This window comes from Eoetvoesiella caeni, from assembly GCF_003315175.1.
Taxonomy (GTDB): domain Bacteria; phylum Pseudomonadota; class Gammaproteobacteria; order Burkholderiales; family Burkholderiaceae_B; genus Eoetvoesia; species Eoetvoesia caeni.
The window spans coordinates 226,649-240,010 of record NZ_QNRQ01000006.1; the positions used below are offsets into that span (position 1 = coordinate 226,649).

The window sequence follows — 13,362 nt, forward strand, 5'->3', positions numbered from 1 at the left end:
TCAGCAGGCTCTCGCCGGGAGGCATAGGCCGCCAGGCAACTGTTATTGGAGTCGTTTAAATGACCAAAACTACGCGTATTGCACTAGCTTTATCTTCTTCGATCTTGTCTCTGGGCGTAGCGCTGGCGCCAACCGCTTTTGCGGCCGGAACGCAGCAAGCCAAGACGACACACGCTAAATCGGCGCATCACCACAAGGCTAGCAAGGCCAAGTCGGCTGCCAAGGCCCCGGCAGCGAAACAGTCTGCACAGCCCGCAGCCAAGGCGCAATAAATAGATAGCTACGTTATAGCGGCTCTTTCAAGCCGTTCAAAAAGAACCCGGCATCGCTCGGGTTCTTTTTTGCCGTTTTCCCCCTTTCTTCAAAGGACTTCCCGGGCGGGCTTTTCTCTCTGGGCTTGAATCAGGGTAAAGTTGCCAGTGGCGCGCCGACCAGGTCGCGTTTTCCAATGGGCAATTCGCTATTTCAGGAGTCTAGAGTCGTGAGCAACGCCAACTTGTATGCATTACTGGAGTCGGGTTTTCCCGCCGACCGTTTCTCTGTCGCCATCCAGACGCCCAACAAATCGTATTCATGGAATGACATAGAAACGCTGTCCGCGCAGTATGCCAACTTGTTGGCCAGCTTCAACCTTGAAGCGGGCGCCCGCATAGCCGTGCAAGTCGAAAAATCGCCGGAAGCTCTCATGCTGTATTTGGCGGCATTGCGTGCCGGCCTTGTGTATCTGCCGCTCAATACGGCCTACCGCGAAGCCGAAGTGGCGTACTTTTTGAGCGATGCCGAACCCTCTGTCGTGGTGTACCCGCAAAGCAGCCTGCCATGGATGCAAGCCTTGGCGCGCGATGCCGGCGGTGCTCGGGTATTGACCCTGGAAGAGGATGGCAGCGGCTCCTTGCCGGCAATGGCGCAAAGCCAGGCCCGCAGCTTTGCCACCGTGGCTTGCGGCAAAGACGACCTGGCCACCATTCTTTACACTTCGGGCACCACAGGCCGCAGCAAGGGCGCGATGTTGTCGCATGGCAACCTGGCGGCGAATGCCCAAACCCTGAAGGCCTACTGGGGCTGGCGCAGCGACGACGTATTGCTGCATATGCTGCCTATCTTCCATGTTCACGGCTTGTTCGTGGCGTCGCACGGCGCCTTGCTGGCAGGCGCAAAAACAATATGGCTGCCCAAATTCCAGGTCGAAGACACCTTGCGGTATCTGCCTGAATGCACAGTCATGATGGGTGTGCCGACATATTACGTACGCTTGCTGGCCGACGAGCGCTTTACCCGGCCGCTTTGCCGCAATATGCGCCTGTTCATTTCCGGTTCGGCGCCTTTGCTGACCGAGACCTTCGCCAGCTTTCAGCAGCGTACCGGACACACGATACTCGAGCGCTACGGCATGAGCGAAACCGTCATGCTTACTTCCAATCCTTACGATGAGTCGGCCGGCCGGCGCATTGGCGGCACAGTGGGGCGGGCTTTGCCGGGGGTAGAGGCCCGGGTAGTGGACGACGCCAATACGGTGCTTGGCGCCGGCGAAATCGGCAATGTGCAGGTGCGTGGGCCCAATGTATTCGCCGGATATTGGCGCATGCCCGAGAAAACCCGCGAAGAGTTCGCGCCCGGCGGCTGGTTCAAAACCGGGGACGTCGGGCATTGGGGGGCGGCGTCAAGCAACGACGGCGAGCCGACCCAGGATATTCCTTCCGATTATTTGACGATAGTCGGGCGCAGCAAGGATTTGATTATTTCTGGCGGGTTCAATGTATACCCCAAGGAAATTGAAATGATCATCGACGATATGCCCGGCGTTGCCGAGTCGGCAGTCATCGGCGTGCCGCACCCTGATTTCGGCGAAGCCGTAGTGGCCGTGCTGGTGCCTCGGGCCGGGGCGGATATCGACGTTGCCGCGTTGCAGTCCCGTTTGAAAACGCTGATCGCCAATTTCAAAGTGCCCAAGCATATCGAACTTATCGACCAGTTGCCGCGCAATACCATGGGCAAAGTACAGAAGAACATGCTGCGCGACAACTACAAGAGTTTATGGGCGTAGTGTCCCGAGATGGCATCGTGCTGCCGTCTACAGATAAGGGCTGGCCAGCCAGATGATCCTATTGCGCAAACGCTTCCTGAAGGGCATGGCGGCAAGGCTTTCGGGAGTGATGCGATCCGAGTTGCGGATCTCGGCGTCGATCAGTTGTTCTATGGTCCGCGCCGTGTCGTGGCTGTAAATCTCGATATCCAGTTCGAAGTTCAGGCGCAGGCTGCGCGGGTCCAGGTTGGACGAGCCCACATATGACCAGGCCCCATCTATGGTTATAAGCTTGGAGTGATTGAAATTGCCGCGCGCACTCCATACGCGGCAGTTGTTGCGTATGACCTGATCCAGTTGCGCGGTCATTGCGTAATTCACCAGGCGCAAATTATTGCTGCCCGGAATGACGATGTCCACCGTTATACCTCGCCGCGCGGCGGTATTGATGGCTCCTAGAAGCGTGGCGTCCGGCAGAAAGTAGGGCGACTGCACGCGGATATGCTTTTGCGCCACGGCAAACGCGCCCAGCAACATATTGTGCGTGTTTTCAATGAACCGGTCCGGCCCCGAGCGGATGCAGCGGGCCGGAGCGTGAGGCTGGGGCGGGTCCCAGGTCTCGCAGCACCACGTGTCGTACGGCAGCATCTCCTTGGTGGTGAACTCCCAATCCTGCGCAAAAACCGAAATCAATTGCAGGACGATGGGACCTTCCACTTTGAAGTGCGTATCGCCGCAGGTCTTCTCGCCGGCCACGGCGGTAACGAATTCGGCGCGGATATTCATGCCTCCCGTAAACCCGATGCGCCCGTCGACGACCAGGATTTTGCGGTGGCTGCGTAAATTGGCGTAGGGCATGCGCATGCCCAGCGGGTTGGTCATGAACAGGGCAGTGCGGATACCCCGCTTGCGCAGCAGTTTGATGATGGGCGGACGCGAATATTTCGAACCAATAGAATCGATCAGGACACGGATCTCGACCCCGCGTTCTTGAGCTCGAGTCAAGGCATCGACGATTTTTTGGCCTTCGCTGTCGTGATCGAAAATATAGGTTTGCAAGGCAATAGACTTGGTGGCCTCGTCTATGGCCTGGATCATGGCCGGATAGGTTTCATCGCCGCCTTGCAGCAGCACAATATGATTGCCGTTGCGCAAAGGGTGGTGGCTGACTTTGTCGCCCAGTATGCTTAGCGATTCGAACTGTGGCGCGGAATGGCTGGCAATGTCCAGGGCTTTGGGCACCGGCAGCCGGGCATATTCTTTAAGCGACTTGTCGCGCTGTTGCGAAATCTGGTCGCGCCGGATGCGATTGATCCCGGCTATCAAGTATAAAAACGGCCCGAACAGCGGCGACATAATGACTACGCCCACCCAACTGATGGCGGCGCGCACGTCGTTTTTAGTCATGGCAGCATGGACGGCCGCCGCCGCGCTGGCACTTACGGTAACCAGGAAGACAAGGTGGGGCCAGTACTCTTGCAATAGTATATGCAGCGTCATAAATACCAGGGCTCGCGGTAACGCCCGTTGAATGCTAACAAGCATTCCGCCGGGCAATCAATAAGTTAAGGCGGGATAAACGGGCTTTAAGCCAAGCGCAAGCTAAGTATATAGAAGCCCCGCAAGATTCCAAATACGCCGCCATGAACTTATTTCAAGTTCATGCTAGAATCTCGGTTTCTTCGAGGCATAATGCCTGGCAAGAACAGTGGTGACCGTAGCTCAGTTGGTAGAGTCCCGGATTGTGATTCCGGTTGTCGTGGGTTCGAGCCCCATCGGTCACCCCAAAAATTCCTTTATTTTCGATGAATTGCGAATTCCAGTCTATTTTGCAATACGAAAATTAGAAGCAATAATAAAAACTTTAGAAGCTGGGCCCCGAAAAGCCACGATACGCTTGCCTGTGTTTACTGAAATATAGGTAGATAGGCGACGGCGGCAGTTTTTGCTTGAGCTCGTTTTGTAGCTGGCATTGCCGTGAAGAGGCAGGCAAGCTTCACCTGCAGCATGTGGAAACGATTGGTCATAAATGCTCGTCCATCGCTGAATCGGCTTATGTAAACTCAGCGCATCGTATTCAGAAGGGCAAGCCCATGAAAATTCAAAAGTTGCTTATAGTCAGCGCTCTGTTGGCGGCGCCGTTTTCCGCCGGCGCGGATTCCTGGAAAGATGATGGCGGCTACGGTTATCGAGACAGGCGCGAATTCAAGCAGGAATACTGGGAAGGCAATTGCAAGGTAAAGCGCGAATATAAGAAAAACGGGGAGTACAAAGAAAAGCGCAAATGCAAAGAGCCCGAGTACAGGTACTATGAACGCGAGCCGGTGTATCGCTCTGGTGGGCCAGCAATTATTATTGATCCGGTAATCAGGATTGGCGTCGAGTTGGACTGAGCCTTCGACCCTAGTCGACGTCTGGTGCACGCGGGCCCGCATCTATGCGAAGTTTCTGCTTTACGCCGACGCTATAGTTTCCGTAAACCCTGTTTCGACGGAGGTGGTATGAAATTGCTCATTTCAGTTTTGGTGGCGCTTATCGTGGCCGGCTGCACCTTACCGGCCGACAACATGACGTCCGACCGCTATTCCAGCGTTGTGCAAAAGCCAGTAGAAAAGCCCTATGCTGGCTTATGGAGCGGAACCAGCGGCTCCGCCTTAATGACACTACGCATTGATAAAGACGGTCGAGGTATATCCTGTTCTTCCCGTGACGGGAAGGATTCAGTAAGCAAGCTTAAGCTGTCCGACGGCACGCTTTATTTCCAGGATGGGACCAAGATGGCATTGACGTACGCCGATGGCTACATCGACGGCACTCCGTCATCACCCTCTACTGATTCGCAGACTATCCGCTTTGCCAGGGATACCGGCCTTATCAACGCTTCGCCGTACTGCAGGGAACGGTTGCAGCAACCCTATCTATAGGCGGTCCTGACGTACGGACCGGGTACGGCGCTTCAGCGCCGTGCCAGTGTGCCGAACCCCGTTGCTTCGTACATTTCTATAGTCAGATTCTGTGCCGTACCGCCGGGAGCTATGGCAAAGGTTACGGCGGAGCGCGAACCGGGCGTGGCCATTTCGCCGCCAGGTTCGAACACGAATACATTGCCGGACCAGTGCTGCAACGTCTTTGTGTGTTTCGATGGGCCCATAACAAGAATCAAGTCGCCGCCTTGTTGCTGAATTTCGGCGTCGCCAAAATAGTCATTGGCATAGGTGCCTATATAGGCTTGCGGCGGCAATGGGGGAACCGGGTTTTCAGGTAGAGGTTGGCCGGCAAATTTTCCTGTCGCTGCGGTCATCTCGTCGAACTTGGGCTCGAAAAATTCGAACCAGTCGCGGCTGCTATGGCCAAGCTTGATCAGGTCCATGTATGTGGCGCTTACTGTTTCGGCGGCACCCACCGGAAGCGCGTTGGTCAGGACGACGATGCCTGTGCCTGCGGACGGAAGCAGAGCGAAGCTGGTGGACGCGCCCATGATGAATGCACCGGAGTGACTAAGTTGAATATTGCTGCCCGACGCGGGAACCGAGACATTGAACCCATAGCCATAGTAGCCGGTGGAGTCGCCTTCGGCGGCGGGCGGCATCGTAAGCATTTGGGGGCTTATGGCAGGCGCGAGAGCCGCGCCTGGGATGATTTGCTGTTCGCGGTATTTGCCGTCTTGCAGCACCAGCGTCATCCAGTTTGCCATGTCCGAAACGCTGGAACTGACCCCGCCCGCGGGCGATTGCGGATCGGGCTGTCGTTGCGGGCCGGGCTGGAAAACGCCATTGAGTCGAATGTGCGGATAGGCTCGGTCGGAGCGCGCCATGAAGTCCGCGTAGCGGGAGCTGGTGGCGTTCATGCCCAGCGGGCGATAAAGCACCTGGTCGGACAGGCTTTCCCAGTCGATGCCCGAAGCCACGGCAACGGATTGCGCCGCTGCAGTCAATCCGAAGTTGGTATAAGCATAATGAGTGCGCAAAGGCTCAACCGGCAGAAAGCGCAGACGTTCCAGCACTTGCCTGCGGTCGTACCCCAGGTCCTCAAGGTCGTCGCCCGCATGATCGGGCAGTCCCGAACGGTGTGCATAGAGATCGCCAACAGTGACTTGGGCGGTGCTGGCTGGGTCTTTCAAGGCAAACCACGGCAGGTTTTTTACCACGGGCGTGTCCCACGAAACAATCCCTTTGCCCACCTGAGTCGCTACCACCGTGGCGCCTACGGATTTAGATAGCGACGCCAGTTGGAAGACGGTGTTGACATCGATGAGGTCGGGCGCTCCGAGCCGGCGCACTCCGAAGCCTTTGGCGTAAACGGTCTTGCCCCGGTGCACTACGGCAACCGCCATGCCCGGAATGCCCGATCTGGCAAGGACATCGGCAACGAGCGCGTCAAGCTGCGCCACGGCATTTGCCACTTGTGCCGATTCGATGGCCTGGGCCGAAGGAGGCGACCCGTCGCTGCAGGAGGTCAGGGCCATGAGAGCCACGGCGCTAGGTAAAACCTTGAAAAGCCGTGCAAGCATATGGACCCCTGTCGAGCAAGAAATTGATTTTGGATTTGCCGCGAAACGTTGCTGAATTTGTCTAATAATACGTCTGCTTGACCCGCCTTGACATCAGCAAATAACACGTCCAGGTCGTCGCAAAAAGTATTGTGGCCGCCAGCGCGGAATAATCGTGTTCGACGATATAGTCGCTGAAGTACGAATCGGCCATGGCCAGTTCGGTTGCAGCGGCCACGGGACCGGCCAGCCAAAGGCCGGCGATAATGGCTTTTACCGCCCAGGCGGTGTAGCGCTTTATCATTGGCAAAATGGCGCAGGCCACCAGCACCAAGGCTTCAAGCCATGCGAGCTCTTTGGCGTAGGCAAGGTAGGTCATGTAAGTAGGGTCGTTCATGGCCGACGGAATCAGCGTTTGAAGCTGGCTCTTGACGCGGTAGAACTCGCCCAGTTCCTGCGCAGCCCAGAACAAAAGAAAGGCTGAAAATACCACCAGCCAGCCGCCGTAGCCTTTAAGGCTGGCCACTGCGTTGTCGCCGATATTAGTGGCCGATCTGCCCGTCAGTGCGGCCAGCACGGCCACAATAATAAAGATGGCAAAGTGCCAGATACTCCATGTCCCCATTTCGCTTTCCTGCAAGAACTTGACGAATTTACTTTTTGTTTCTTAACAGGCTTACGATAGCACGGACCGCCCGCGGCACGGCTGCTAGGCAGTCGACCGACTGACAAGGCCTGCTGATATTCAGCACTCGATAATATTCACCGCAAGCCCGCCCAGCGATGTCTCTTTGTATTTGCCCATCATGTCGGCGCCTGTTTCGCGCATGGTCTTGATGACCTGGTCCAGGCTGACGTGATGAGCGCCGTCGCCTTGCAGGGCAAGGCGGGCGGCGGTGATGGCTTGCACGGCCGCCACCGCGTTGCGTTCAATGCAGGGTATTTGCACCAGTCCTTTGACCGGATCGCAGGTCAGGCCCAAGTGGTGCTCCATGCCGATTTCCGCGGCGTTTTCTACTTGTTGGGGAGTGCCGCCCAATACGGCGCACAAGCCCGCGGCCGCCATGGAACAGGCTACGCCTACTTCCCCCTGGCATCCGACTTCCGCGCCCGAAATCGAGGCATTCTCTTTATAAAGCAGGCCGATTGCGCCACTGGTCAACAGAAAGTCGATGACGCCCGCGTCGGTGGCGCCGGGAATGAAGCGCTGGTAGTAAAGCAGGACAGCCGGGACGATGCCGGCCGCGCCATTGGTGGGCGCGGTAACGACTCGGCCGCCGGCGGCGTTTTCTTCGTTGACCGCCAACGCAAAAAGAGTGACCCAGTCGACGATGCGCAAGGGGTCGCCGCCGGCCGCATCCGAGGGATGCTGCAGTTTGTTGTAAAGGGCGGCCGCTCGCCGCCCAACGCGCAGGCCGCCGGGCAATGTGCCCTGGGTATCGCAGCCACGCTGTATGCAGTCTTGCATGGTTTGCCAGATCTTCAGAAGACCGGCGTCGATCTGCTCATCGTCGCGCCAGTGCTTTTCGTTGCGCCGCATGATCTGGGCCACCGAGCACTTGTGTTGGTGTGCGTGCGCCAAAAGCTCGCTGGCGCTATGAAAGGGCAGCGGCAGCACGGCGTCTTGCTGTGGCGCCAGCCCTGTTTCAAGCATTTGTTCACTGACTACGAACCCGCCGCCCACAGAATAGTAGATTTTGCTGTCGACGACGGCAAGCCTGGCATCAAGGGCCTGAAAGCGCATGCCGTTGACGTGGCCCGGCAGATTCTCACGATAATTGAAGATCAAGTCCTCGGCTTCGTCGAAGTAGATCGGGTGCTTGCCCATTACGATCAGCTTTTTGCAAGCGCGGATATCGACAAGTCTTTCCGGTATGGAGTCGATATCGACCGTGTCGGGCGCATAGCCTTCCAGGCCCAGCATGATGGCGTGGTCGCTGGCGTGCCCCTTGCCCGTGGCGCCCAAGGAGCCGTACAGCACGACGCGGATACGCTCGACCTGGGCGAGTAGGCCGTTTTCGTGCAATTGGGCGGCAAACAGGCGAGCAGCGCGCATAGGACCCACCGTGTGGGAGCTTGACGGGCCAATTCCAATTTTGAACAAGTCGAATACGCTGATTGCCATGAGGAGCCCCTCTTGTGTGGCGAAGCCGGTGCCGATTGACCTGGAAGCTGAACTATTTATTCAACCCCTAGCAAATCGTAAACCCTGCGCACGTACTCGCCGAATTCGCTTTGCGTTTTCAAAAGCAGATGGCGTGGGGCCGGCAGGTCTATGGCGAAGAAGTCCGCCATGCGGGCGGGGCCTGCTGTCAGCACCGCGCAATGGGTGCCCAGGAACACGGCCTCTTGAATGCTATGGGTGACCACCACGAAGGTTTTCTTGGTTTCGCCCCAGATGCGAAGCATCTCCAGGTTCATCTTTTCGCGCGTCAGCGCATCCAGCGCTCCAAAAGGTTCGTCCATGAGGACCAGCTTGGGGTCATGGATGAGTGCCCTGGCAATGGCCGCGCGCTGCTGCATGCCGCCCGACAGCTCGTACGGCAGCTTGTCGGCAAAGCCCGTCAGGCCCACCATGTCGAGCAATTCGTGGGCCCGCGCTGTAGCCGCCTTCTTGTTCAGCCCCAGGATGCCGGCCGGCAAGAGCACATTATCGAGAATGGTGCGCCATTTAAGCAGCAGGGGCTGTTGGAACACCATGCCGACGTCGCGCCCTGGGTTGAAGACATTGTTGCCGCCGCCTATCTGCAGTGTGCCGCCGTCGTGGTCGTGCAGGCCGGCCAATATTTTAAGCAAGGTCGACTTGCCGCATCCGGACGGGCCCACCAACGACACCATGTCGCCTTCGTAAATATCCATCGACACGTCGGAGACGGCCAGGAACTCTTCGTTGCGCTTGCGGTAAACCTTGCGCAATTGGCGCATCTGAATAAGCGGTTCACCCGAGCGCGCTGGAACGGAGTTGGCCTGGATTTCGGAAACAGTCGTTGTCATGCCAGCCACCTTGTAAGGTTGTCGCGCACGAAGGCGTCGTCGCTAAGGTCTCCGTGCAATTTGTATACGCGGTCGATTTGTTCCGATTGGCCGGGGCCCATGGTTTCATTGGGATCCAGGCACCAAATGCCTTCCAGCAGGCCCTGGCGGCGCAGGACTTCGTGGCAACCGGCAATGCAGCCTTGAAAATTATTGGCAACGTCGAAAAACGCCGAGTTGCAGTCGGTCACGCGCGAGTCCAGTGCCAGCAGCTCGGGGCTGAGCGTGCCGTTGCTGCGGGCCAGTTCGGCCTTGATCTGGGCCAGTTGCTTTGCGGCGCTGGCCGTCCATACCGACCAGTGGCCCAGCAAGCCGCCGCGAAAACGCACGGTGACCGGCTGGCCGTTGCGCATGGCGGTAAAGGGCAAGGCCAGATCCAGGACAATATGGTCGTCGTTGCCGGTGTACAGGAACACACGCTCTTCCGCGCCGGCATCGACGATTCCGCGCACCACGTCGATGGTGCGATAGCGATTGAAAGGTGCCACCTTGATGGCCAGGACGTTGGGGATCAGGGCAAAGCGGCGCCAGAAGTCGCTGGACAAGGTCGGGCCGCCAACCGCGGTTTGCAGGTAGAAGCCGATAAGCGGAATCTCCTGGCTGACGGCCTCGCAGTGGGCGATGAGCTCGTCTTCAGATGCCGAGGCCAGCGCGGCCAGGCTGAGCAGGCCGGCGTGATAGCCCAAGCCCGCGGCTATGCGCGCTTCGGCGCAAGCCTGCTTGGTGTTGCCGCACAGGCCCGAGATCATGATCATCGGCCGGGACGTCCAGGCCTGCTGGTCGTCGATGGCCGCGGCCAGCACGGTCTCGTACAAGCCATGTTCGCGGATGTTGAATTGCGTGGTGTGCACGCCCACGGCCAGGCCGCCGGCCCCAGCGTCGACATAGTACCGAGTCAGTGCGCGCTGGCGGCGGCGGTCGAACTGGCGTTGCGCATCCAGGGCGAGGGGATGGGCTGGAATGACCGTGCCTTGCGCGAACTGCGTCAGGATTTCCTGGGGAAGATCGGATCGTTGCAATGGCATGAGGGCTCCTGAATGTGTGGCTATCCGAACTCCGGCCCGGCGATAGCGTGTATGAAGGCGGTCATTCCTTGCGGTGCGGCCTCGCCCATCGCCATGCGGGCATAGCCGCGCTGCGGGGTGAAACCAGCCGCGCACAGGTGTTCGCGCATAAGGGGGCGTTCGTCGGGCACGTCGATGAATAAAGGCTCCGCCGTGGTGCTGGCGATGCTGCTTAGCAACGCCGCGGCGGCTTGTTCGTCGCTGGCCAGCAGCGGGCCGATATGGCGGGCTATGCGGCCGGCGCGAACAATGGCAATTGCCTGGGCATGGCGCACGACATCGGTGTCGCCGCGCTGCATCAGGTCGGCCAATACGGCTGGCCGCGCGAATCCCAGCGCCTGGGCGTCAAGCGCCGCAATGGTGTCGGGGGCGATCGGCATGGGCGGTCTTGCATCCGGCTGAATGCCTGGAGCGCCGGCGCGGTGCCAGCGGGTAAGCCGCCACAAGGGCGCAAACGAGTACTGGCTGTACAGTCTTTCGCCATCGGGTGTGGCGTCAAGCATGGCCGTACGCTTCATGGCCTGGACTTCTTTCAGGCAGTGCTCGAATACGGCGCGTCCCAGACCCCGGCCGCGAAATTGCGGCGCCACCAGGATCAGGCTGATCCAGGCGGCGTGTTCTCCCAGAGGCAGGACGGCGCCGCTGGCGACAATGCGGGCATGCTCGTCTCGCACGACATGAATGGACCCCAGGCGGCCGAATAGCGCCCAATCTTGCGGCGTCTGGTTCCAGCCGCTTTGCTCGACCAAGGTGTCCAGCATAGCCTGGCTGTCCGCGGTAAGGACGGACAGCGTGCCGACTTCGATGAGGCGAGGTTCAGTATTTGCCATCGCGGGATTCGAACTTGGTTGGCTTGCCATATAGCTTGCCGCCGTGCTGCGTCCAGTCGGCAACCCAGTTGATCTGCTGCGAAAGCGGAACTCGCGGATAGCCGAACAGGCGTTCGGCTTCGCCGGTGTTCATGAGCCAGGCAGTAGGGGCTTCTTCGCCGGTAATGATGGCAGGCTTGTTGAAGCGCCGCCCGAACTCTTCAGCCAGCCAGCGTATGGATGTGGTTTCCGGGCCGCTGACGTTCAGCGGCGAAGTGGGTACGGTGGCCTGGGTCAGGCAGCGCAGGGCCTGCGAGTTCGCGTCGCCCTGCCAAATAACATTGACATGGCCCATGGTGACGTCCACCGGTTCGCCGCGCCAGACTTTGGTGGCCACATCGGACAGCACTCCGTAGCGCAGGTCGATGGCGTAGCTTAGGCGGAACAGCCGGCCCGGGGTGGAGTATTGTTGCGAAAAATATTCGAACAGGCGTTCGCGCCCGACGCAGGAGTTGGCATATTCGCCTGGCGGGTTGGGCGCCAGGCTTTCGTGCGCGCCCTGGCCGTTGACCGGCACGAACGGATAGACGCAGGCGGTGGAAAACGCCACGATGCGCGACGTTGTGAAGGTTTGCGCCACAAGAGCCGGCACATGTACATTCATGGCCCAGGTGAGCGCATTGTTCGCGTCGGCGCCGAACTTGTGGCCCGCCATGAAGATGATGTTCGCGCATTTGGGTAGTTGGGCCAGCGCCTGCGCGTCGAGCAGGTCGCAGGCTATGGTCTGGATGCCGCTGTCTTCAAGCATTTTGCGAACCAATGGGTCGCTGAAGCGCGCGACGGCGATGACGCGGCGTTCCGCGGGCATGGCGTTGCGCGCCAGGCGGGCCAGGGTAGGCCCCATTTTGCCGCCCACGCCCAATATCATCAGGTCGCCGTCCAGGCGGGCCAGATCGTCGATAAGCTCGCGCGAGGGCGTGGCCAAATAGTCTTCAAGCGCCTGTTCAGTTTCAAAGCGCTCGGGGAAAGCCATGTCGTTCAGTACGGGAACGGTGTGCGTGGGGGTAGTCATTGGATTCTAGCGTCCTGAGTAATGAAGATCCGCTCTAGCAGCAAGACCAGCAGATAGAGCAATACGCCAAGGCCGGTGATAAGCAGCACGGCCATGAAAACGGCGGCAGTGTCCAGCGAAGCCTGTACCTGGATCATCAGGTAGCCCAGCCCTTTGTCGGACGCGATGAACTCGCCCACGACCGCGCCGGCGACGGCCAGGATGGTGGCGACTTTCATGCCTGAAAACACATAGGGCAGCGAGCCCGGCAATTGGATATATCGGAACAACTGCCAACGCGATCCGTTCAAGGCGCGCACCAGGTTCAGCAGGTCGGGTTCTGTTTCGTTAAGTCCGCGGATGGTGGTCAGCAAAATGGGGAAGTAGCACAGGCTGAATGTAATCAGGATGTTCGGGCCGATGCCGTAGCTGAACCAGACAATGATCAGCGGTCCCAGCGCCACCTTGGGAATCATGTTCAGCGTAACCAGCAAGGGAAAGGCCAGCAGCATAAGCCGGCGGCTGGTAATGAACAGCAGGGCGCTCAAGATGCCAAGCACCAGGCCGAAGGCATAGCCACCGAAGACTTCCAGCGCGGTGACGCCGGTATTGAAAGCCCACCGGTAATTGTCGTTGGCCAGTGTTGCTGCAATTTGAGAGGGCGCCGGCAGAATGAAAGTTTGAATCGAGAAGACGCGAACAGCGGCTTCCCACAAAACGATGCACGCTACATGAACGGCGACGATAGCCGTCCAGCGTTGCCAGACCGGGCGCTCCGCCGAGGGGACGTTGCGGTGTTTGGACGAGGGGGCCGTGTTGGTTGCCGACATATCAAGTTTTCTCGCAAGGCGATGACATGAAAAAATGATAGGCGCAGGGCCGGATATTTTCAA

Annotated in this window: 13 protein-coding genes and 1 tRNA gene; 5 read left to right on the top strand and 9 right to left on the bottom strand. The window is 58.8% G+C overall.

What is annotated here, in order from left to right; genetic code table 11:
* Positions 1-59 precede the first annotated feature (59 nt).
* Positions 60-272: a hypothetical protein gene (locus DFR37_RS13105; protein ID WP_113933766.1), complete on the top strand. Its 213-nt coding sequence runs from the start codon at positions 60-62 to the stop codon at positions 270-272.
* 209 nt (positions 273-481) lie between these two features.
* Positions 482-2,044 (top strand): malonate--CoA ligase, encoded by a 1,563-nt coding sequence (locus DFR37_RS13110; protein WP_113933767.1) that lies wholly within the window; start codon positions 482-484, stop codon positions 2,042-2,044.
* 27 nt (positions 2,045-2,071) lie between these two features.
* Here DFR37_RS13110 and cls read toward each other — a convergent pair whose 3' ends face one another.
* Entirely contained in the window at positions 2,072-3,523 is a 1,452-nt protein-coding gene (gene cls / locus DFR37_RS13115; RefSeq protein WP_242341835.1) for a cardiolipin synthase, read from the bottom strand.
* Positions 3,524-3,734: 211 nt separating this feature from the next.
* Here cls and DFR37_RS13120 point away from each other — a divergent pair.
* From DFR37_RS13120 to DFR37_RS13130, 3 genes are all read left to right on the top strand, one after another.
* Positions 3,735-3,810: transfer RNA gene (locus tag DFR37_RS13120), tRNA-His, on the top strand.
* Positions 3,811-4,116: 306 nt separating this feature from the next.
* The gene (locus tag DFR37_RS13125; protein ID WP_113933769.1) at positions 4,117-4,416 is read left to right on the top strand and encodes a hypothetical protein; all 300 of its coding nucleotides are present in this window, start codon (positions 4,117-4,119) and stop codon (positions 4,414-4,416) included.
* Positions 4,417-4,524: 108 nt separating this feature from the next.
* The gene (locus DFR37_RS13130; protein ID WP_113933770.1) at positions 4,525-4,947 is read left to right on the top strand and encodes a J517_1871 family lipoprotein; all 423 of its coding nucleotides are present in this window, start codon (positions 4,525-4,527) and stop codon (positions 4,945-4,947) included.
* Positions 4,948-4,979: 32 nt separating this feature from the next.
* Here the strand turns inward: DFR37_RS13130 and DFR37_RS13135 are convergent, their stop codons facing one another.
* The 8 genes from DFR37_RS13135 to DFR37_RS13170 all read right to left on the bottom strand — a co-directional run bounded on the left by DFR37_RS13135 (position 4,980) and on the right by DFR37_RS13170 (position 13,299).
* Positions 4,980-6,533 carry a serine hydrolase gene (locus DFR37_RS13135; RefSeq protein ID WP_242341837.1) on the bottom strand — a complete coding sequence of 518 codons (1,554 nt, stop codon included), beginning with the start codon at positions 6,531-6,533 and terminating at the stop codon, positions 4,980-4,982.
* 61 nt (positions 6,534-6,594) lie between these two features.
* The gene (locus tag DFR37_RS13140; RefSeq protein ID WP_113933771.1) at positions 6,595-7,137 is read right to left on the bottom strand and encodes a DUF2569 family protein; all 543 of its coding nucleotides are present in this window, start codon (positions 7,135-7,137) and stop codon (positions 6,595-6,597) included.
* Between the two features lie 120 nt (positions 7,138-7,257).
* Complete coding sequence (locus tag DFR37_RS13145; RefSeq protein WP_113933772.1) at positions 7,258-8,637, bottom strand: L-serine ammonia-lyase; 1,380 nt, start codon at positions 8,635-8,637, stop codon at positions 7,258-7,260.
* A gap of 56 nt (positions 8,638-8,693) precedes the next feature.
* On the bottom strand, positions 8,694-9,506 hold the full coding sequence (locus tag DFR37_RS13150; protein ID WP_113933773.1) for an ABC transporter ATP-binding protein: 813 nt from the start codon (positions 9,504-9,506) through the stop codon (positions 8,694-8,696).
* Complete coding sequence (locus tag DFR37_RS13155) at positions 9,503-10,570, bottom strand: dihydrodipicolinate synthase family protein (protein WP_113933774.1); 1,068 nt, start codon at positions 10,568-10,570, stop codon at positions 9,503-9,505. The genes DFR37_RS13150 and DFR37_RS13155 overlap by 4 nt, the downstream gene beginning before the upstream one ends.
* Positions 10,571-10,590: 20 nt before the next feature.
* On the bottom strand, positions 10,591-11,439 hold the full coding sequence (locus DFR37_RS13160; protein WP_170139911.1) for a GNAT family N-acetyltransferase: 849 nt from the start codon (positions 11,437-11,439) through the stop codon (positions 10,591-10,593).
* The gene (locus DFR37_RS13165; protein ID WP_113933776.1) at positions 11,426-12,490 is read right to left on the bottom strand and encodes an NAD-dependent epimerase/dehydratase family protein; all 1,065 of its coding nucleotides are present in this window, start codon (positions 12,488-12,490) and stop codon (positions 11,426-11,428) included. The genes DFR37_RS13160 and DFR37_RS13165 overlap by 14 nt, the downstream gene beginning before the upstream one ends.
* The gene (locus tag DFR37_RS13170; RefSeq protein ID WP_113933777.1) at positions 12,487-13,299 is read right to left on the bottom strand and encodes an ABC transporter permease; all 813 of its coding nucleotides are present in this window, start codon (positions 13,297-13,299) and stop codon (positions 12,487-12,489) included. The genes DFR37_RS13165 and DFR37_RS13170 overlap by 4 nt, the downstream gene beginning before the upstream one ends.
* Between the last annotated feature and the right edge of the window lie 63 nt (positions 13,300-13,362).